At 70.5% G+C, this 20,506-nt stretch carries 16 protein-coding genes; 7 read left to right on the plus strand and 9 right to left on the minus strand.

Annotated features, from left to right (window positions below):
* Positions 1 to 140 precede the first annotated feature (140 nt).
* From ABGB01_RS43620 to ABGB01_RS43640, 5 genes are all read right to left on the minus strand, one after another.
* Positions 141 to 1,340 (minus strand): FAD-dependent monooxygenase, encoded by a 1,200-nt coding sequence (locus ABGB01_RS43620; RefSeq protein ID WP_347780016.1) that lies wholly within the window; start codon positions 1,338 to 1,340, stop codon positions 141 to 143.
* The gene (locus ABGB01_RS43625) at positions 1,328 to 1,915 is read right to left on the minus strand and encodes a TetR/AcrR family transcriptional regulator (protein WP_347780018.1); all 588 of its coding nucleotides are present in this window, start codon (positions 1,913 to 1,915) and stop codon (positions 1,328 to 1,330) included. Before ABGB01_RS43625 ends, ABGB01_RS43620 begins: the two co-directional genes overlap by 13 nt.
* A gap of 156 nt (positions 1,916 to 2,071) precedes the next feature.
* Positions 2,072 to 3,577 (minus strand): multicopper oxidase domain-containing protein, encoded by a 1,506-nt coding sequence (locus tag ABGB01_RS43630; RefSeq protein WP_347780019.1) that lies wholly within the window; start codon positions 3,575 to 3,577, stop codon positions 2,072 to 2,074.
* On the minus strand, positions 3,574 to 4,206 hold the full coding sequence (locus tag ABGB01_RS43635) for a hypothetical protein (RefSeq protein ID WP_347780021.1): 633 nt from the start codon (positions 4,204 to 4,206) through the stop codon (positions 3,574 to 3,576). The genes ABGB01_RS43630 and ABGB01_RS43635 overlap by 4 nt, the downstream gene beginning before the upstream one ends.
* A 30-nt stretch (positions 4,207 to 4,236) precedes the next feature.
* Positions 4,237 to 5,667: an MFS transporter gene (locus ABGB01_RS43640; protein WP_347780023.1), complete on the minus strand. Its 1,431-nt coding sequence runs from the start codon at positions 5,665 to 5,667 to the stop codon at positions 4,237 to 4,239.
* 132 nt (positions 5,668 to 5,799) lie between these two features.
* Between ABGB01_RS43640 and ABGB01_RS43645 the strand changes: the two genes are divergently transcribed.
* From ABGB01_RS43645 to ABGB01_RS43655, 3 genes are all read left to right on the plus strand, one after another.
* Complete coding sequence (locus ABGB01_RS43645; RefSeq protein ID WP_347780025.1) at positions 5,800 to 8,652, plus strand: AAA family ATPase; 2,853 nt, start codon at positions 5,800 to 5,802, stop codon at positions 8,650 to 8,652.
* Between the two features lie 246 nt (positions 8,653 to 8,898).
* A complete protein-coding gene (locus ABGB01_RS43650; RefSeq protein ID WP_347780026.1) occupies positions 8,899 to 10,404 on the plus strand; it encodes an FAD-dependent monooxygenase in 1,506 nt (501 codons plus the stop codon).
* A gap of 150 nt (positions 10,405 to 10,554) precedes the next feature.
* Positions 10,555 to 11,004 (plus strand): carbohydrate ABC transporter permease, encoded by a 450-nt coding sequence (locus tag ABGB01_RS43655; RefSeq protein ID WP_347780028.1) that lies wholly within the window; start codon positions 10,555 to 10,557, stop codon positions 11,002 to 11,004.
* Here the strand turns inward: ABGB01_RS43655 and ABGB01_RS43660 are convergent.
* The 3 genes from ABGB01_RS43660 to ABGB01_RS43670 form a co-directional block, all read right to left on the minus strand.
* Complete coding sequence (locus ABGB01_RS43660; protein ID WP_347780030.1) at positions 10,934 to 11,404, minus strand: hypothetical protein; 471 nt, start codon at positions 11,402 to 11,404, stop codon at positions 10,934 to 10,936. The genes ABGB01_RS43655 and ABGB01_RS43660 overlap by 71 nt on opposite strands.
* Positions 11,405 to 11,832: 428 nt before the next feature.
* Complete coding sequence (locus ABGB01_RS43665) at positions 11,833 to 12,510, minus strand: DoxX family protein (RefSeq protein WP_347780032.1); 678 nt, start codon at positions 12,508 to 12,510, stop codon at positions 11,833 to 11,835.
* Between the two features lie 3 nt (positions 12,511 to 12,513).
* Positions 12,514 to 12,780 (minus strand): hypothetical protein, encoded by a 267-nt coding sequence (locus tag ABGB01_RS43670; RefSeq protein ID WP_347780034.1) that lies wholly within the window; start codon positions 12,778 to 12,780, stop codon positions 12,514 to 12,516.
* 229 nt (positions 12,781 to 13,009) lie between these two features.
* Here ABGB01_RS43670 and sigJ point away from each other — a divergent pair, with 229 nt between their 5' ends.
* The 3 genes from sigJ (at position 13,010) to ABGB01_RS43685 (ending at position 18,407) form a co-directional block, all read left to right on the plus strand.
* Positions 13,010 to 13,954 (plus strand): RNA polymerase sigma factor SigJ, encoded by a 945-nt coding sequence (gene sigJ, locus ABGB01_RS43675; RefSeq protein WP_347780036.1) that lies wholly within the window; start codon positions 13,010 to 13,012, stop codon positions 13,952 to 13,954.
* A 115-nt stretch (positions 13,955 to 14,069) separates the two neighbouring features.
* Complete coding sequence (locus ABGB01_RS43680) at positions 14,070 to 15,263, plus strand: cytochrome P450 (RefSeq protein WP_347780037.1); 1,194 nt, start codon at positions 14,070 to 14,072, stop codon at positions 15,261 to 15,263.
* A 624-nt stretch (positions 15,264 to 15,887) separates the two neighbouring features.
* Positions 15,888 to 18,407: an excinuclease ABC subunit UvrA gene (locus ABGB01_RS43685; RefSeq protein ID WP_347780039.1), complete on the plus strand. Its 2,520-nt coding sequence runs from the start codon at positions 15,888 to 15,890 to the stop codon at positions 18,405 to 18,407.
* Positions 18,408 to 18,543: 136 nt separating this feature from the next.
* Here ABGB01_RS43685 and ABGB01_RS43690 read toward each other — a convergent pair whose 3' ends face one another.
* On the minus strand, positions 18,544 to 19,884 hold the full coding sequence (locus tag ABGB01_RS43690) for an OmpA family protein (RefSeq protein WP_347780041.1): 1,341 nt from the start codon (positions 19,882 to 19,884) through the stop codon (positions 18,544 to 18,546).
* Here ABGB01_RS43690 and ABGB01_RS43695 point away from each other — a divergent pair.
* On the plus strand, positions 19,883 to 20,077 hold the full coding sequence (locus ABGB01_RS43695; RefSeq protein WP_347780042.1) for a hypothetical protein: 195 nt from the start codon (positions 19,883 to 19,885) through the stop codon (positions 20,075 to 20,077). The genes ABGB01_RS43690 and ABGB01_RS43695 overlap by 2 nt on opposite strands.
* Positions 20,078 to 20,506: the final 429 nt, after the last annotated feature.

A 20,506-nucleotide genomic window follows, 5' to 3' on the forward strand; every position in this document is an offset into this window, starting at 1 on the left:
ACGGGCGGAGAGGCTAAACGCCTGTGGAGGCCAGGTAAGACCACCGCTCACGGTGGCGCAGGCCGGTGAAGCAGGAAGCCTCAGAGGTGCCGCATGAAGCGGCACGGGCTGAATCCCCGGCCTTCAGGCCGGGGAGCGCGTCAAACGATCGCCCGTTCGGTCGCGGTGCCGGATGCCTGGCGCATGACGTCGGCGAGCTTGGTGTCCTTGCCTGCGAGGATGGAGCTCAGGTAGCCGGCGACGAACGGCACTCGGGTCAGGCTGAGCATGATGCGCCGGACGCGCAGGTCGGTCGGCGAGGAGGGCAGGAACCAGCGGGCCATCGATCGGGCGTTGCGTTGTTTGTCCTCGACCACGGGTCGCCACAGGCGCTCGAACTCGGCGGTGGCCCGCTCGATCGTCGGTGCGTGCGCGAGGCGATCGGCGAGCAGGAAGGCGCCGGCGATCCCGAGCGACGCGCCCTGCCCGGCGATCAGCGACACGGCGTAGGCGGCGTCTCCGAGCAGGACGACCCGGCCGGTGCTCCACTCCGGAAGCTCGATCTGTGCGACCTGGTCGTAGTAGATCTCCTCGGCCGGCGGGCACTGCTCCAGCGCGCGCGGCGTCACCCAGCCCAGACCGGTGTAGGCCCGCTGGATCGCCACCCGGAGATCGTCGGGAATCGTGGGGTCGGCGCTGCGGTGCACCGCGAACGCGGCGACCCGGCCGTCGCGCAGCGCGTAGAAGCCCATCTGCCGGTTGACGGAGTCGGTGAGGCAGAACGTGTGCGTGGTGGCGGCGTGCACGTCCGGCGCGTCGAAGGTGAACGCCGCCGTGTGCAGGCCCAGGTAGCGCAGGTACCGCTCTTCCGGCCCGAACACCAGCCGGCGGACGGTCGAATGGATCCCGTCGGCGCCCACGAGCAGATCGGCGTCCAGGACGGTGCCGTCCTCCAGCGTCACCGCCACGCCGCCGGGGCGGTCGGCCACCTCGGTCAGCGCCGTGTCATAGCGCAGCTCGACCTCGGCCGGAAGGCTCTCGGCCAGCACGGCCTCGATGTCGGGACGCAGGAGATTCAGCAACCGGCCGCGCGCGAAGCCCTTGGTCTGGATCGTGGCGCGGCGGCGACCGTTCCGGTCGACCAGGCGCCCCTCGTCATAGTGGTAGGCCGCCAGTTCGAACGGGGGCAGCAGCCCCATGGCCTCGACCGCCTCCAGTCCTGGGCCGAAGAAGTCGATCATGTATCCCTGGGGGCGAGGTCCGGGGGCCCGCTCGACCACCACGACCTCGCCGCCCAGGGCGGCGAGCCGATGGGCCAGGGCCAGGCCGCTGATGCCGGCTCCGCAGATCACGGTCCGCACTGTCGTTCCTCCTCGGGGGACGTGGAAAGAAGCCTGCGTAGCACCGCTGAGGGATCCTTCGCCTTCAGGCCCAGGCCGCGGTGCAGCAGAAGGCCGTCCACGCAGGCCGCCAGGACGGCGGCGGTCTCGAACGGGGCGGGCACCCCGTGCTGCTCCAGCCACTCGCCGAACCGCTGCCGGAACTTCTCGACCAGCTCGGCGATCCGCTCGCGCAGCTCGTCGTCGCGGGTGCTCGCCAGGTACGCCTCGATGAACAGCAGCGAGGCGGCGTCGGCGCCGGTGTACTCCTCGACCGACGCGAGCATCGTCTCGATCGCGTCGCCGGGCGACGGGGTGCTTTCGAGCAGTTCGTTCAGCCCGGCCAGCATTTTCCTCATCTCGCTGGTCGCGGCCTCGCTCAGCAGGCTCGGCAACGAGGGGAAGTGGTAGTGCACCACGCTCGGCGTCACCCCGGCGCGCTCGGCGAGGATCCGAGTGCTCACCGCCGTCCAGCCGCGTTCGGGGATGAGCTCCGCCGCGGCGTTCAGCAGTCGTTCCCGTACCGCGCGCCCGCGCTCGGCCGCTGGGGAGACCATGGTTCGCTCCTTCTAGGGCAGTCGTCCTGTACGAGTGCCCTGATTGTAGGGGTGCACTCCGGCCATGCTCAAGTCGAACCGGGTTCGGGCAGGTCACGGGGGTGCTCAAACAGAGTGGAGCCGTGTGGCCGACCTCTCGGATCCCGCAGTCGGTCATCAATGCTCGTGGTGGGTCGCCGGGGACCGGACCGGGGACCGGCCGGGCGCCGTGACGACGTACTGGCCCATGAGGCCCTGATCCTCGTGGTTGAGGATGTGGCAGTGGAACATGTAGGGCGTCGCCGGGTCCGGTTCTCCGCGAAACCGCAGGGCGATGCGGACGGGAACGTTGGGCGGCGTGTGCACGGTGTCCTTCCAGCCGCGCAGTTCCGGCGGCGGTGGCGCGCCACCGACCGACACCACCTGGAACTGCACGTCGTGGACGTGGAAGTTGTGCGGGGCGTCGTCGATGGCGGTGACCTCCCACACCTCGGTGCTGCCCTGGGCGACGGCGAAGTCGATGCGCTTCATGTCCATCGCCCTGCCGTTGATCGTGTACCCGGACAGTTCGAAGCGGCGGACGGGCGGCGTCGCGGGATCGGTCACGAGCCGGGGAGCCTCGGCCAGGCGCGCCGGGAGGGGCGGCGACGGCGCGAGCCGCCGCGCAGCACGGAGTTCCAGGACGTCCAGGGTGTCGTCGCCGCCGGTCCAGCGCCGGTCCCAGGGGTTCAGGCCCGTCTCGGGCGGGCAACTGCGCAGCGCATCGCGCTCTCCCGGTCGCAGGCTCACCACGATCTCGGCGCGTTCTCCCGGGCTGAGCTGCACGCGTCCGGTCTCGTACGGCGCCGCCAGCAGCCCGCCGTCGGTGCCGACAACGGTGAACGCCCGCCCGGAGCCGAATCCAAAGCGGTAGATCCGCGAATTTGACCCGTTGAGCAGCCGCAGCCGGACCCGCTGGGTGGTCACGGGGAGGTACGGCGCCGGCGTGCCGTTCACGGTGACCAGATCGCCGACGATGCCGACGCCGCCCTGTTCCCGGTCCCGTTCGTCCAGCTCGTTGTGCTCGGTGAGCTTGAGGTCCCGGACGATGACGGGGATGTCGTCGACCCCGTACCGGCTCGGCAGCCCAGGGGTGCCCGGCTCGTCCAGGATGAACAGGCCCGACAGCCCTCGGTAGACGTGGACGGCCGTCCGGCCGTGCGGGTGCGGGTGGTACCACAGCGTGGCGGCGGGCTGGTCGACGGTCCAGGTGGGCGACCAGGTGGTACCCGGTTCCACCGGCTGGTGGGGGCCGCCGTCCATCCGGGCAGGCAGGTGCATCCCGTGCCAGTGCAGGGTGGTGACCTCAGGAAGGTCGTTGCGGAAGCGGATCACCACGGTCTCGCCGCGAGCCGCTCGCAGCGTGGGCGCCAGGTACGGGCCGTTGATCCCCCAGGTGGGGGTCATCCGGCCGGCCCGGAACCGGTGCTCGCCCGCGCTCGCCCGCAGGTCGAACACCCGCCGGCCCGCCTCGTCCCGTTTGGAGGGCGCCAGCGGCGGGATGGCCAGCCGGTTGACGAACCGGATCCTTCCGGCGGTGTCCAGGTCCGCGCCTGCCCACCACCATCCGGCGCCGCCGAGGGTGGCGGCGGCGGTGGCGGGCACGGCGACGAGCCCGGCCTTCAGGAGCGTGCGGCGCTTCACGCGGCCTCCACCGTGACGGTGTCGGCGCCGCCGGCCACGATCACCTGGTAACCCGGCGCGTCGCCGTCGTGGGTGGTCTGGGTGAGGCCGCCGCTGACGGCGCCGTACCACTGGTCGTCCAGCCTCAGTTTGGTGACGGCCCGCGCGAACTCCACCCGGACCGGCACGCCGGCGGGGCGCTCGATGTGCAGCTTCTCGACCGCGGCCAGCCGGATCACCCGGGTCCGGGATGGGCGGTCCAGCACGATGCGTACGTGCGCGGCGCCCGAGTGGAACGTCACCGAGCGTACGTCGAGGCCCGTGAGCTGGGCGTCCAGGTGCGCGGCGCCGCCATGGAAGTCCAGCGCCCATGGCACGGCGGGGTTGAGGGCGAGGACGGACGGGTGGGAGCGGCGCAGCAGCCGCGCCCGGGCAGGGTAGGCGATGTGCACGTTGGCGTCGGCTGCCCACACCAGCGGCGGTGGCGTACCGAACCGCGCCTCCAGCAGGTCTGCCAGGGCGGGCTCCGGGCGCAGGGTGACCCGCTCCAGCCCGTTGTCGAAGCCCAGCCGCGCGACCGAGAGGGCTGCCGGCAGGGGGACGACGACATGCTCGTCCCGGACTCCTTCGGCGGAGGCGAATGCGGTCATAATGGTGCCTTTCAGTACAGAGGGATGGATCTAGGGCGTGCGGGGCCGGGACGGCAGCGCCCGGGTCAGGGCCAGGCCGAGGGCGAAGGCCACGACGGCGTAGCAGAGCGACCACTGCGTGGCGGTGTCGATGTCCCGCCCGCCCGTCAGCGTCGTGGTGAACAGCGCGCCGACCACGGCGACTCCGGCGGCGCCGGCCACCTGGATGACGGTGTTGACCACGCCGGAGGCCGCACCGGCGTCCTGATGGGGCACGGCCGACAGCACGATGTCGACCAGGATCGGCGCGACCAGCCCGAAGCCGATGCCGCCGAGCAGCAGTCCCGGCACGAGGTGCCAGCCGTTCACCCCGTCCCCCGCCACGGCGATCGTGCCGATCAGCGCCACCATGGAGGCGGTCAGCGCCGACGCGCCGAAGGCCACCAGCCGGCGCCCGGCCGTCGCGGCGAGCCGCACCGCCAGGCCCGAGGTCGCGGCCAGCCCCAGCGGCCAGGCCAGGAAGGTCAGCCCGACCTCCAGCGCGGACAAACCATGGCCCTGCTGCAGGTGCAGGGTGAGCACAAGGAACAGCGCGGTGATCGAGGAGAACATCGCGAACGCCACGGCCAGCCCGGCCACGAACGACCGCTGCCGGAACAACGACACCGGCACCAGCGGTTGCCCCTTCAGGCTCTCCCGGCGCGCCTGGAGGCGGGTGAACACGGCGAACACGGGGACGGCGGCGGCCATCATCGGCCAGGTCCAGCCGGGCCAGCCCAACTCGGCCCCCTGGATCAGCGGGTAGAGCACCAGCAGCAGGCCCGCGGCCACCAGGGCGACCCCGGGCAGGTCCAGCCGGGGCGGCCGGGGGGAGCGGGACTCGCGCATCAGCACGGCGGCGCCGACCAGCGCGGCCAGGCCGATGGGCACGTTGACCCAGAACACCGAGCGCCAGGCCAGCCCGAACACGTCGTTGCCGACCAGCAGGCCGCCGACGATCGGCGCGGCGGCGGCCGCCAGCCCGTTCACGGCGCCGTACAATCCGAGGGCCTTGGGTCGTTCCACCCGCGGGAACATCACCTGGATCGCGGCCAGCACCTGCGGCACCATCATGGCCGCGGCCGCCCCCTGAACCGCCCGTGCGGCGATCAGCACCTCGATGCTCAGCGCCAGCCCGCAGGCGGCGGAGGCGGTGGTGAAACCGGCGACGCCGATCAGGAACATGCGCTTGCGACCGAAGATGTCGCCGAGCCGCCCGCCGGTGATCAGCAGCAGGCCGAGCCCGAGAGCGTACGCCGCCATGATCCACTGCAGGGCGGCGGTGGAGGCCTGCAGGTCGGACTGGATGGCCGGGGCCGCGACGACGACGATGGTGATGTCCACCAGGTCCATGAACACAGCCAGTAACGCCACGGCCAGCGCGGCCCAGCGGCGCGGGTGCCCGGACGCGGTCGCTTCGGGCATGATGGTCTGCTCGGTCATGTGCGGCTCCTTGCTCGACAGAAGTGATCGACGTCTTCGAGCCTCGCGCTGAGCAGCCGCGTTCCGCTTCGGGGCAATGCCCTGTCCGGTGCCTTAGTTCCAGGCTGAGGAGCCTTAGTACACTTCCGGGCGATGACAGCGTTCGTAGGGCGCCACGCGGCGCTGGAAGCCGTCGCGGAGGCCGCGCGAGACGCCCAGGCCGGGGAGCCTCGGGCGGTGGTGGTGAGCGGCCTGCCGGGGATGGGCAAGACGCGGCTGCTGGAGCAGATCGAGGCGGACCTCGGCCATGCCGGGTTTCGCGTGTTGCGCGGCGCCTGTGTCGAGCTGGGCGTCGAGGGGTTGCCGCTGGCGCCGATCACCGCCGTGCTCCGGCAACTGGTGGACGACCCCGGCCCGCAGGAGTTGCGGACACTGCTGCCGGGCGTCGACGGGCTGTTGCGGCTGCTGCCCGAGCTGAACCCCGACCAGCTCCCACCCGATTCGCAAGCCCGGTTGTTCGACCTGTTCACCGCGCTGCTGCGGAAGCTCGGCGGGGACCGGTCCACGGCGCTGCTGATCGACGACCTCCAGTGGGCCGACCGGTCCACCCGAGACCTGCTGGAGGTGCTGGTCCGGCCCGCGCGGCCGGCCTCGATGCTGCTCGTGGTCACCAGCCGGACGGACCTGGACCGTCGGCATCCGGTGCGTCCGTTCCTCGCGCGATGGGCGAGGCTGGACCAGGTACGCCACACGCGCCTGGAGCCGCTGTCGCGGACCGAGACCGCCGAACTGGTCGCGGCGGCGGACCCGGTGTTCGCCGACCAGGTGTACCGGCGCTCGGGCGGCAATCCGCTGTACGCCGTCGAGCTCGCGGAGGCCGGCGCGGAAACCCTCCCGGAGTCGCTGCGCGATCTGCTCCTCGCCCGGGTCCGCCAGCTTCCGCCGCCGATACGGCGGCTGGTGGAGGTGGCCGCGGTGGGCGGTCGCCGGGTGCCGCACGGCCTGCTCGCCGCCGCCTCAGGGCTGGACGGCACCGCGTTGCTGGAGGGACTTCGGGCGGCCACCGAGGCCCGGGTGCTGGCCGCCGACGGCGACGGCTACGCCTTTCAGCACGGGCTGGTCCTCGATGCGGTCGTCGACGAGCTCCTTCCCGCCGAACGGGTCGGCCTGCACCGCGCCTACGCCGAGGCGCTGCGCGCCGATCACGGGCTGGTCCCGCCGGACCGGCACGCCGCCGAGCTCGCGTTCCACTGGAACGGCGCGGACGCGCCCGCGGAGGCGCTGGCGATCTCACTCCAGGCGGCGGAGGTCGCCGAGCGGCTCTCCGCGCACGCCGAGCAGGCGCAGCTGCTGGAACGCGCCCTGGAGCTGTGGCACCGGGTGCCTGAGGCGGAGCGTCCTGGCACCGACCGGCTCGTTTTGTTCGAGACGGCAGCCACGGCCGCGGTCTGGGCCGGTGAGCCGCTCCAGGCGCTCGACCTGATCGACCGGGCGCTCGCGGAGGGCGACCGGGTACGCGAGCCCGCGCGGGTGGCGCTGCTGCTCGCCCAGCGCGGCATGGTCCTGCACGACCTGAACCGCGAAGGCGCGCTCACCGCGGTGGAGGAGGCGCACGCCCTGTTGCCCCAGGTCTGCGGCCTCGACCGGGCACGGGTCCGCAACCTGACCGCGGTCGTGCTCACCATGCGCGGAGCCGCTGAGGAGGGCCGGGACGCCGCCGCGCAGGCCGCGCGGCTCGCCGCCGACCACGGCGACACCGCGTTGGAGATCAACGCCCGTACCACCCTGGGCTGGGCCCTCAACCTCGTCGGCGAGCTCGACGAGGCGCTGCGCGTCCTGACCCAGGCACGCGAGCTGGCCCGAGGCCACGACGATCCCGTGGGCGTCGCCCGCGCCTGCCTCAACATCGCCGAGAACCGCAACGCCGTCGGCCGCCACGCGGACGCGTGCGACGCCGCACGGGAGGGTCTGGCCGCCGCCCGCCAGGCAGGTCTCGAACGCACGATGGGCGCCCTGCTGGCGACCGGCCTCAGCACGGCGCTCGCCGCCACCGGCGCGTGGGACGAAGCGGTCACGTCGGCGCGATCGGCACTGCAGCGCGACCCTCAAGGGCCGCTCGGCGCCGGACTGCACCTCCTCCTGGCGGGTACGGCCCTGTCCCGCGGCCAGTGGAACACCGCCCGGGCCGAGTCGGCCGCGGCCGGCGCGCTGCTGGGCGGCCCGACCGTGGCACCCCACCCCCAGGCCGTCGAGGTGACGGCGGCGCTGGCCGTGCGCGACGACCGCCCCGACCACGCCTGCGAACTGCTCGCCGAGGCCCTGGCCACGGCCCGCACCCCCGAGGTCTGGCCCCTGCTGCTCACCGCTGCGGGCATCGCCACCCTGCTGCGCCCGGTGGCCGCGCAGCCCCAGCGGACCCGCCTGGTCGACGAGCTACGCGCGGCGCGGACCCGTCTCCCGGCCGACACCCCGCTGTACGCGCAATACGCGGCCCACGTTGCCGCCGAGCTCGCCGAGGGCCCGCCGCGTTCGAAAGCGGCGGCTGCGGAGCCGTGGGCCGAGGTGGCGGCCGGATGGGAGCGGCTGGGGCGGCCCTTCGAGGCCGCATGCGCCCGGCTGCGCGCGGGTGAGTGCTTCCTGGCCGCCGGAGACCGGGACGGCGCGGCGGATCTGCTGCGGGAGGCCGCCGACGTGGCCGAACGGCTGGGGGCAGCGCCGCTGCTGGAAGAGGTACGGGTGCTGGCACGCAACGCTCATCTGTCCCCCGGGCCGGGCGATCCCGCCGCGGACGGCGCCCTCGAACGGCTGGGGCTGACCGAGCGGGAGACGGAGGTGCTGCGGCTGGTCGCGGCCGGGCGTACCAATCGGCAGATCGGGGAGCAGCTCTTCATCAGCGCGAAGACGGTGAGCGTGCACGTGTCCAGCATCCTGATCAAACTGGGCGTCGCCGGCCGGGGCGAGGCCGCCGCGACGGCGCACCGTCTCCGCCTGTTCGACGACGCCTAAGTTCCCGCCTCCCGGGACTGAGGGTTCGGATAAGGCATCTGCCGGATGTCGCCGGCCCGCCCTCCGGGAGAAGCTTCTGGCATACGCATTGCCGCCGCATACCGCACCACACCGCTCAACTCGCCGGCGCGCCCGTACCTACGGTCAGGTGAGAGCGGACGAACGGTGCCACGGCGGACCACGGACCACGGCCCTGTCGTGACGGACCCACCAACCGTCACGGACGGCGCGAAAGGATAGACCACTATGAGCCAGCGGCACGTCCCCGTCCTGATCATCGGCGGCGGCATCACCGGCCTCACCACCGCACTGTTCCTGTCCTGGCACGGCGTCCCGTGCACGCTGGTCGAGCGCCATCCCGATCTGCTGCTCCACCCCCGCGCCCGCGGCCTGACCCCGCGCACGATGGAGCTCTACCGGCAGGCCGGGCTGGAACAGGCGATCAGGGACGCCGCCTACGCCGGCGGCGGGTTCACCTGGACCCCGATCATGGCCGACACGCTCACCGGCGAGCACACCTCCCCCGACGAGCCGGACGAGGACGACGGGTCCGCGTCGAGCCCGTGCGGCTTCGGCCCGATCGACCAGGACCGGCTCGAGATCATTGTCCGGGACCAGGCCCGCAAGCTGGGCGCCGAGCTGCGCTTCGCCACCGAGTTGGTCTCGTTCGAGCAGGACGGGGACGGCGTGACGGCCACCCTCCTGGACCGGGCGAGCGGGGTGCGCGAGAGCGTGCGGGCCGGCTACCTGGTGGCCGCCGACGGTTTCCACAGTCCCGTACGCCACTCCCTCGGCATCGAGGTGGACGGGCCCGGCCCGATGTTCACCACGCTGACCGCGACGATCGAGGCCGACCTGACGGCGGCGCTGCGCGGCCGCACTGTCAGCATCGCCTACCTGGAGCGGCCGCGACCGTACACGATGCTCATGGCACACGACACCGAGGGGAGGCGCTGGGTCTTCGGCACCGGCCTGGAAGACGCGATCGAGGACTACGACGACGAGCGGGTGGCCGCCATGGTCCGCGAAGCCGCCGGGCTGCCGGACGCCGAGGTGCGGCTGCACCCCCAGGTCCCCGGCACCGACCTCAAGGTGTTCGCCTTCCCCATCGGCGCGCACCTGGCCAGGAGCTACCGGCGGGGCCGGGTCCTCCTGGCCGGGGACGCGGCGCACGTCTGGCCGCCCACGGGCGGGCTGGGCGCGAACGCCGGCATCCAGGACGCCCACAACCTCGCCTGGAAGCTCGCCTGGGTGATCACCGGCCGGGCCGGGGCGGGCCTGCTGGACACCTACCACGCCGAGCGGAGGCCGGTCGCGGAACTGACCATGGGGCAGGCCCTGGCCAGGTTCGGCGCCCGGATGGGGCCGGGCCAGGGGCCGCAGGTCATCGACTACGGGGCGGTTTCGATGGGGTACCGCTATCCCGTGGGGGAGGAGCCGCCCGGTGAGCCTGTGCTGCCGCGACTGCTCGACGGCACGCCCGGCACCCGGGCACCGCACGTGACGCTCGACGACGGCCGCTCCACCCTCGACCAGTACGGCTCCGCCTTCATCCTGCTCACCGCCTACGCCGCGTGGCAGAGCCCGGACGCTGACGTGCGTGTGGTGACCGAACGGGTGGCGCGGGCCCACGGCATCGGCCCTGAGGGGGCGGCGCTGGTCAGGCCGGACGGGTTCGTGACCTGGCGCAGCGATACCCACGATCAGGTAGAGCTGGCCCGTGCGCTCGACGAGGTCCTCCACCGACCCTGATCAGGAGCAGGATGCCGGCCGCCGGGCACCATCCGCATCCCGGCGACCTTCGACGCCACCGCGTGGCCGGCGCACCCGACGCTCGACGACTTCCGGGCGGCGTTCGACACGAGCGGAGGCGACCACTTCGGACGCGCGCTGCTCAATAGCATGGTTGTCGCGTGCGCGACGACCACGCTGGCTCTGCTCATCGCAGTCCGAGCGGCGTATGCGCTGGTACGGCTGCCGATGCGCGGCAAACCGAAGGTCTTGGCGGCCGTCCTGTGCGCGTCGATGTTCCCCGGCGTCGCCATCCTGACCCCGATGTTCCAGCTGTTCACCGACATCCGATGGCTGGGGACGTACCAGGCGCTCATCGTTCCGAACATCTCCTTCGCCCTGCCCTTGGCCCTCTGGATTCTCACCAGCTTTTTCGCCGCGATGCCCTGGGAGCTGGAGAAGGCGGCGCTCGCGGACGGCGCGACCCCGGCCCAGGCGTTCTGCAAGGTCCTGCTCCCGCTCGCGGTGCCCGGCCTGTTCACCACTGCGATCATCGTGTTCTTCTCCGCCTGGGATGAGTATCTGCTGGCCAGCCTGCTGTCGAGCGGGAACCCACCTTGAACTGGTGGGTGCTGATGATCGCGCCGGATGCGGTGATCAGCCAGAACCCGTGGGCCCGCTGGAGGCCGGTGATCGCGTTGACGAGGTGATCGAAGCGTGCAGCGGCCTCGTCGGTCACGTCGTACATGACGACCACCGCACGAGCCGCCCGATCGCGCAACACCACCCAGAGCACGCAAGGCAGCCCGACGGCGACGATGACCAGGCCGAAGCGTCCTGTAACCAGCCCCGCGACGAGCAGGGCGGCCAGGGCGAACGGCCAGTACGGCCGGCGGTTGGCGGCCTTCTGCAACTGCTGGACGACGTCACTCGGCTGGGCCGGGACCAGGCTGACGACATCGTGCATGACCACGTCACGGTCGGGCGCGATGGTGCGGTAGGAAATCGTCCCGCGTCCCATACGCACGACGTTGCCGCGGGGGCCCATCCGCCCCCGAAGGCCCGGGATTGCGGTCGAGACTGCCATTCCGGCCTGGCTGAGGGTGAACCGGAACGGTCCAACCCGGAGGCCGGTGCGCACATAGAAACCCACGATGAGGAATCCTTCTGACCCGGGCGCCCGTTACCGTGGCAGATCGAGGTTCTGGAGCTGGGCACCGCCGAATGGGTCGCCTGGTTCGACACCCGCCTGTGCCGCGCTCTGTCGACAACCAGGCCACTCTCCGACTACGCGATCACGGCTCCAGAGATCTTGTACGGGCTGGTGGGCCGTCACGCAACCTCTCATGCGGAGCAGGCGCGCACCGAGACGTGAGCAGAATTGTTCGCGTTCGTCGTGCTCGCGCATCTGGTCCGCGATGGCCCGGATGAACGCTGATCGCTCTGCCGCTACTCGTCGATCCAGCCGAGCTCAACTGCCCACCCGTGCGTCATGGCTTCGGCCGCGGGCAGCGTGAGGAAGGAAACGGCATACAGAACAATGAGGAGCCCGATCGGAACGGCCCAAACGCGAGGACGAGATTCCGACGGACCGGCCCGGTCCTGTCCAGCGTCGGCAGGGCGATACCGGCGGAGTCGCGTCTCCGGGAGTCGACGGTCGGCAGGCCGCAGTGCCCACGACGCGAGGGCGCACGTCCCGAACATCAGCGGCGCCCCCCACGTCTGAAGACCGTCGCCGACTATCAGATGCGACGCCACCGCGCTCGACCACAGGAAAAAGGCACCCACGTATGCCCATTCCTTGATCAGCGGGAGCCTGGGTGCAATGATCGCGATGGCCGCACCGGCCTGCCACACGCCTAGAACATAGGCGAAGAAGTGCGGGTATCCCAGGTGACGCAACTGGGCTTCCACCCATTCGATCGGCACAAGGTTCCACACGGATCCAGCAGTCAACTCGGCGACGATGACCAACGTGGTGGTCCAAAAGGCGATGGGGCGGACCCGGCTCCAGTTCCAGCCGCTTCGTGCGACGGTGGCCGACGTTTCGTCCGTCGCGTGCTGGAACATATTGGTCGTTTGATTCTTCATCTCAGCCTCCTCGTCAAATCGATCTGGCATGTTCATGAGTCATCTTGCGTTGTGAGCGACTTCGGTTCGGAGCCGCTGGTGCAGCCGGACTCGTTCGACGAACTCCGGGCGGGGATTGACCAGCGTGATGCCGACGTCGGCGCGCATCCGCAGATGGTCGGCCGCGACCGTTCCGGAGTAGCCGCCACCGATGACGACGACCTTGCTGGGTGTGTGGTATCCAAGCGTGGAGATGGCGAGGCCTTTCCTTCTCGACTTCAGCGGTCCCTGAGGCTTGGCGACTTGGCGGAGTTGGTCTTCCGCCATGACGCGGCCCGCACGGGGGCGATCACGTGTTCCCGCGGGTTCTCGACGACGATCCTCATATCTGCCGGAGGCAGCTTCCTGCGCGCTGGACGGTGCCTCGCTAGTCCGACAACACAGCACTGCGGAATGTGAGGCGACGCGCCAACCTCACAGTTCACCGCGCTGTCTTGTCGAAGTAGTGAGAGCAGACCCGAGATCCAGGGAGTCAGTGCACGATGGCCAGGACACTATGACCACCCCCTCCGAGCCGGGAGGCGGCCGGCTCGATCCGGGCCTGGCCGCGATCACGAGCGAGCGGCGTCAGCTCATCAATCTCGCGTACCGGCTCCTCGGTTCCCTGGCCGACGCCGAGGATGCCGTCCAAGAGGCCTACGCTCGCTGGTGCGCCATGTCCCGGCAGCAGCAGGACGCCATCGCATCCCCCGGCGCCTGGCTGACCACGGTCGTCGGCCGCCTCTGTCTCAACGTGCTCTCCTCGGCACGGGCCCGGCGCGAGACCTATGTGGGCGAATGGATTCCCGAGCCGCTACCCGAACCCAGGGAGTGGATCACCGGGCGGCTGGATGACATCACCGCAGACCCGGCCGATCGCATCACCCTGGACGAGTCGGTCAACATGGCCTTCCTCGTCGTGCTGGAGTCGATGACCCCGGCCGAGCGCGTCGCGTTTGTCCTGCACGATGTCTTCCGGTATCCCTTCGCCGAAGTGGCCGAGATCGTCGGCCGTACCCCGGAGGCCTGTCGCAAGCTGGCCTCCTCCGCCCGCCGTCGCATCCATGCCGCGCGGGCGCCTGCGACTCCGGCGGCCCGGCAGGCCCGGATCGTCAGGGACTTCAAGCAGGCGTGGGAGGCCATGGACATCCACGCCCTCATCGCCCTGCTCGACCCCGACGCCATGGTGATCGCCGACGGCGGTGGCGTCGTCGGCGCCGTGCTCCGCCCGGTCGAAGGCGTTGAGCAGATCATGCGTTCACTGCTCAATCTCGATGGCAGGCTCCGCGACCTGACGTTCCTGGAGCGTACGGTCAACGGCCGGCCCGGCCTGATCGCCCAGCAAGACGGTGTCACCGTGTCGGTGTACGCGTTCGACATCGCAGGCGACCGGATCAAGCACATCTGGGCCGTACGCAACCCCGACAAGCTCCGGCCGTGGACGCTAGGACCGCGGCACTAGGAACAGCGAGTCGCGCCCATGGCCGGCATGGAACACGCTCGGATACCGAGCCGCCTCACACCTGTCCGGCGGTGCAGAGACGGTTTCACACAACCACAGGATGGATGGACAGACGATGACGAACGCGCTGGAATTGCCGCTGCATATGCGGCGGAACGGGTTCGACCCGGTCAAGGAGCTGGCCCGGGCTCGCGACGGTGAGGGTGTGGTGCGCATGGAGACGCCGTTCGGCATGCCCGCGTATCTGGTCTGCCGCCACGAGGATGTTCGCCAGGTGCTGTCGGATCCGGCCCGGTTCAGCAGTGCCCTCACGCCCTTCCCGGGATCCGGACAGGAGGACGCCGACGAACTGGCCAGGTTGCGGGCCGGGCAGGTGATCGGGTTCGACCCGCCGGAGCACACGCGGTTGCGCCGGATGCTCACCCCGGAGTTCACGGCGCGCCGGATGCGCAGGCTCGAGCCGCGGATCGGCGAGATCGTCGAGGCGGCCCTGGACGATCTGGAGCGGGCGGGCAGGCCGGCCGATCTGGTGGCGCACTTCGCGCTGCCGGTGCCGTCGCTGGTGATCTGCGAGCTGCTAGGCGTGCCCTACGCCGACCGCGCCGAGTTCCAGGACCGTTCCGCTCGTCTGCTGGACACGTCGTTGCCGATGGAGCAGCGCGGCGCGACGCTGCGGGAGGACCGCGCCTACATGGCCGGCCTGGTCGCCCGCGCGCAGGCCGACCCGGGCGAGGACCTGCTCGGCATGCTGGTGCGCGAGCACGGCGACGACCTCAGCACCGACGAGCTCATCGGCATCGCTCGACTGCTGCTGATCGCCGGGCACGAGACGACCTCCAACATGCTCGGCCTGGGCGCCCTGGCCCTGCTTGGGCACCCGGACCAGTTCGCCATGATCCGCGAGGATCCGGCGCGGATCGAGCCCGCCGTCGAAGAACTGCTGCGCTGGCTGTCCATCGTGCACTCGGTGCCGCCGCGCACGACCGCGACGGACGTGGAGATCGCCGGGCACACCGTCCCAGAGGGCTCGCTCGTGATCCTCTCGCTTCCGGCTGCCAACCGCGACGGGGCCTTCATCGGCGATCCCGATACCTTCGACATCGCCCGGGGAGCCACCGGTCACGTCGCCTTCGGCCACGGTGTGCACCACTGTCTCGGGGCGCCGCTGGCCCGGATGGAGATGCGCATCGCCTTCCCGGCCCTGCTGCGACGCTTCCCCGGCCTAGCCCTGGCCGACCCGGACAAGCAGGCCGACTTCCGGGCCTTCAGCGCCGTGTACGGCCTGCACGCGCTGCCGGTGACCTGGTGAGCGGACTGCCGCCCGCCGTCCCCTGCGGCGAGGTCAGGTCGCGTATGCGGTAACTCTGAACGGCGCCTGATTCTGCGGTCGGCAGAGCTGTGTGCGGCGTCCGGCCAGGTGGCTCAGCGAGGCTCGCAAGCCGGCGTGGAAAACATGACATGCGGTGTCGGGTTTTGAGGCAAGCATGGTTTCACACCGGTCGGCGGTGGGCGTGGACCCACAAAGGATGGATCAGGACCTCAGTGCAGGAAACAGCAGAAGAGCTGAGAGAGCTACAGGCCCTCCCTGATGCATCCCTCTCCCGCTCCACCTCACATCTCCGTTCGATCACCAACACCGAGCGCACCCTGACCACACCGCGGCTCACGCAGATCCTCACCGGCGCGTGCGCCCAGGCCCTGTCCACCGTGACGGCGAAGGGCGAGCTGCGGATCGGTGGCGTGGATGCGCACTTCCGCACGGAGAGTGGCACTTCGGCGTGGCGCGTAACGCCAGCAAGACGCCGGCGGCCCGGCCCTGATCAGCGCCGTTCAGTCCAATTGATGACGAGCGGTGGCCGCATATCGGTTTGTTCGGCATGGGCGGAGGGCCTGTCCGCCCCTGTTCTGCTGCGTTGTGAAAGGTGGACGAAGGTTGACTGCATTCGTACGAGACATCGCGAGCATGGTGCGCGAGACCATCGACGTGGTGGGGGCTCGTACCAACAATCTGCGGGATGTGTCCGTGAGTATCCCCAAAGGGCTGCTTGTCGCCTTCACCGGGGTGAGTGGCAGCGGCAAGACCTCGCTGGCGATCGACACCCTGCACAATGAGGCCCAGCTGCGCTATCTGGAGGGGCTTTCGCCGTTCGTACGGCAGTACATCACCCAGCGCAATCGCCCGAAGGTCGACCGCATCCTGGGACTCGGCGCGACGCTCGCGGTCGACCAGCGCCGTCTGAACCGCAACCCGCGCTCCACGGTCGCGACGATCACCGGCATCGACGGGCACCTGGGGTTGCTGTACTCGCGCCTTCCGGGGATCGACGCGGATCCGGCGGCGGGCAGCGGGGATGGGCATCTGACAACCGCTCACTTCGACCGCGCTACGCCGGAAGGGAGCTGTGGGGACTGCCACGGGGTGGGCGGGCGCTGGGAGGCGCAGGAGGACCTGGTCATCACCCATCCGGAGCTTCCGCTCTTCCAAGGGGCTTCGCCTTGGTACGCCAAGTGGCGATCGGGGGAGCACGCGTTCGTACCAGCGCTCGCCGAGAAGCGGGGCGTGGACCTCGGCCGGCCGTGGCAGTCGCTGCCTGAGGAGTTCCGTCACTGCGTGCTGTACGGCACGGGTGAGGAGAAGGTCGAGGCGACCATCGACATGACGAACAAGAACGAGACGGCTCTGGTGACCTACACCTCGAGCCAGCCGCTGCGGGGAGCGCTCGCCGAGGTGGAGCGGGTGTTCGTGAACGCCCAGACCTCCAGCGCCAAGCAGCGCTACCTGCCGTACATGCGCAAGCAGCCCTGTGGCACCTGCGGCGGCAGCGGGTACGACCAGGTGGCCCGGTCCGTGCGGCTCAGCGGGCTGACCTACCCCGACCTGATCGAGGTGGAAGTACAGGAGGTGCGCAGCTGGGCGCAACGGGTGGCGGACGCCCTGGGCTCCCGGCAGCGAGAGGTGGGCGAGCCGCTGCTGCAGGACCTGGACCGCAGGCTCGCAATCCTGGACCGGCTCGGCCTGGCCCATCTCCAGTTGTCCCGGAGCGCGGCGACGCTGTCCGGTGGTGAGTTGCAGCGGACCCGGCTCGCCGCTCAGCTCGGCACCGAGCTGAGCGGCATCATCTTCGTTCTGGACGAGCCCGGGACCGGGCTGCATCCCGCGGACAAGGCGCATCTGCTCGACATCGCCCTGGAGTTGCGCGCGGCCGGTAACACGGTGCTCCTCGTCGAGCACGATCCCGAGCTGATCGCCCGGGCCGACTGGGTGATCGATATGGGGCCCGGTGCCGGTCGCCTCGGCGGTGAGGTCCTGGTGTCGGGGCCTCCCGCCGATGCGGCCGCCCACCCGAAGTCCCTGACCGGGCGCTACCTCGCCGGCGAGGGGCCGCGGCTGGGCCGGACCCGCCGCCCGGCCGGGGATGACACCGGCTGGGTGAAGCTGCACGGCCTGCGTGCGCGCAACGTGACCGCAGACCATGTGCGTTTCCCTGCCGGTCGGCTCACCTGCCTGACGGGGGTGAGCGGAAGCGGCAAGAGCAGCCTGCTCAGTGCGCTGGCGGCGAGCGTGGAGGCCGCCTTGGACGGAACGGTGACCGACATGGTGCGGGAGGTGACCGGCATCGAGGGGTTCAGCTGGGTCGCCGTCGTCGATCAGGAACCGCTCGGGCGGACGCCGCGATCCAACCCGGCCACCTACAGCAAGGCGTTCGACATTGTCCGCAGACTGTTCGCCGAAACCGACGGGGCGCGCGGGCGCGGGGTCAATGCCTCCTGGTTCAGCTTCAACACCGCGAATGGCGGCCGCTGCGAGACCTGTACGGGATACGGTCGCAAGCTGGTCGACATGCACTTTCTGCCGGATGTGTGGGTGGTCTGTGACGCGTGCGAGGGGCGGCGCTACAAGCCGGAGGCCTTGGACATCAGGTACCAAGGGCTGGCCATCGATCAGGTCCTGGAGCTGACCGTCTCCGAGGCCGTGGAGCAGTTCTCCGAGCCCCGGCAGCTCGCGGAGATCCTGGGAGCCTTGGACCAGGTCGGGCTTGGCTATCTCCAACTCGGCCAGAGCGCCACAGAGTTGTCCGGGGGCGAGGCGCAGCGGCTGAAACTCGCGTCGGCGATCCAGCGAGGTGCTGCGAGCCGCAGGGCCGGCCTTGTCGTTCTCGACGAACCCGTCTCGGGCCTGCACCCGTCTGACATTCAGCGGGTGGTTGATGCGTTCGATGTGTTGCTCGACTCGGGCAACACCGTCGTCGTGGCCGAGCATGACATCCCCGTCGCCGCGTCCGCAGACTGGGTGATCGACCTTGGGCCCGGAGCCGGTCCGGACGGGGGTGCGGTGGTCGCGGAGGGCACCCCGGACACCGTCGCGACTGCGGAGACCCCGACCGCGGTCTTCCTTCGGCGGTACGCGGCGGGCCTGCCGCTCCTGGGAACGCGGGAAGGCGCGCGCCTGTAGAGGGCCGGGAGCGCGTCCGGCGTGTGTCCGCCGGCTACGTCAAACGATCTCCGAGGCCTGGCAAGCGCTCCCATCGTGGCGCGGTCCTTGGGATCGGCTGCCGGACCTCCATGAGCGCGGGACGGCCGGGCTGCCGTCACCGGATGGGGACCTGGAGGTCGCGGAACGGGCCGATCCGGACCTTGAGAGTGTCGGCGGTGTCGGGCAGGGCGAAGAGGTTCCAGAACTCGCGGGTCTGGCCGGGTGCGAACTTCTCGGTGCTGATGCGGACGCCGGAGACGTCCGTGCATGCACAGTAGAAGTCCACACTGTCGTCGGTGGGGACTTCCAGGCGGCCGGACAGGTACTGGCGGCCGGCGGCGACGTCGGTCACGCGGACGTTGCTTGCGGCCTGGTACTTGTACGCCTCCCAGTCCTGGGCGTGGTGAAGGTCGCGGAACCAGGTCTCGGCCGGTCCCTCATTGGTGATCTTGTAGGTGAGCAGGCCGAGGCCGCCTGGCAGTCGGCGCAGGCCTGAGATCTCCATGGCGATGGGCCGGCCGTCGGCCTTGGTGGTGCCGGTCAGGCCGGTCGCGCCGGGAGCGGTCGTGGCCACCGGTTCCTGGGTGGCGCGCTGGGGTTTGGGGAAGGTCACTGTGACGCGGCGGTTGCGGCGTTTGCCCTCATCGCTGTCGTTTGTGTACAGCGGGCGGCGCGAGCCGTACCCCTTGGCCTGGAAGCGGATCTCGCCGCTGGACACCAGTGCCGACAAGGCGCGCTGTACCGCCTGAGCACGGCGCAGCGACAGCGGGTCGTTGATGGCGTCGTTGCCGGAGGAGTCGGCGTGGCCCGCCACCGTCACCACTGTGGCGGGGGAGGCGTCGATGAGCTTGGCCGTGCGGGCCATGATCGACTTGGCGTCGGGGGTGAGGGTGGCCTTATCGACCGCGAACAGCACGTCGGAGGAGAGGTTGACCTGCAGGTCCTTGCCGTCGTCGGCGGTTTCCTCCGATTTGTCCAGAGCCTCGGAGGGGAGGATGAGGCGGCGGGTGACGGGCGTGACGGGCTGGGCATCGGGGTCGGGAAAGTCGCCGGTCGGAGCTTCGTCGCTGATGGGCACGTCGAGCATCGGCGGGCCCACGGGGGTGACGACGGTGGTCGTCGCAGGGTTGCCCGACGGTGCGGGCAGCACCGCGTAGACGGTGATCGACCGGCCAGGGTCGATGAAGCGGCCGAGGCCGTCGCGGTCCAGGTCGCTGCAGAGGCAGGGGGAGCCGGCGGGTTTGTAGGGCAGCATCCAGGTGCGGGCCTGCGCGTCGAGGACGCCGATGCCGGAGGCCCACTTGATCGCGCCGAGGGGGCGGGTGCGGTCACCCATCTCGCCGGGCCAGGACAGGTGCTTGTCGGTGCCGGTGTTGGACAGCCGGATCTGGGCGATGAGGTGCTTGCCCTTGACGCGATTGAGGCCGACGACCTCGACCTTGAGGTTCTCGGTCATGGTGCTGCGGGTATCGCCCAGGGCCGGTCGGGTGCCGTGGTCCGATGTCGTGGCGGTGGCGGGTGGAGCGCTGGTGGCCGGGGCACTCGACGTCGGTGCGGTGGTGGGCGGGGGCGCGGATTCCTTCGTCGGCAGCACTCCGCACCCGGCCGTGGCCAGCGTGAGTACGGCGCTCAGGGCCAGGATTCGTTGAGGACTGGGGGAGAAAATATCCCGTCCGAAATGTTGGCGCTCAGACCGCGTGAGAGCGATGCACACACCTCGGCCCGAGGTCTCTCTCCCGTCAGGCGTGCGCATGCGACACCACCGGGAACAAGCCCGGAGCTACCACGTCCATCACTGACGTGACGATCGCGTGCGGCTCGTACTCCTGCGCGCGAGAGCCGGTAGGGATTGCACCGGCGAGGCCTACGGCAACTCCTGCAGCCCGTAGCTTTCTTTGCATGAGAGACTCCTTTTCGAATGGCCTTGGGTGATACGTGCATAGTGGGGAAGGCGAGCTGCGGTCGTCCGATCGCGGTCCTTACTTACTCAATGCGAACCCGTAGCAACCATGCAGGGCTGTCCCAGCCGCACTTGTAGTCGATGACGATTCCAGCACTCGTCTGTCGCGCCCGCGCTG

The sequence above is a fragment of the Nonomuraea sp. B5E05 genome, assembly GCF_039880665.1.
In the GTDB taxonomy this organism is placed as follows: Bacteria; Actinomycetota; Actinomycetes; order Streptosporangiales; family Streptosporangiaceae; genus Nonomuraea.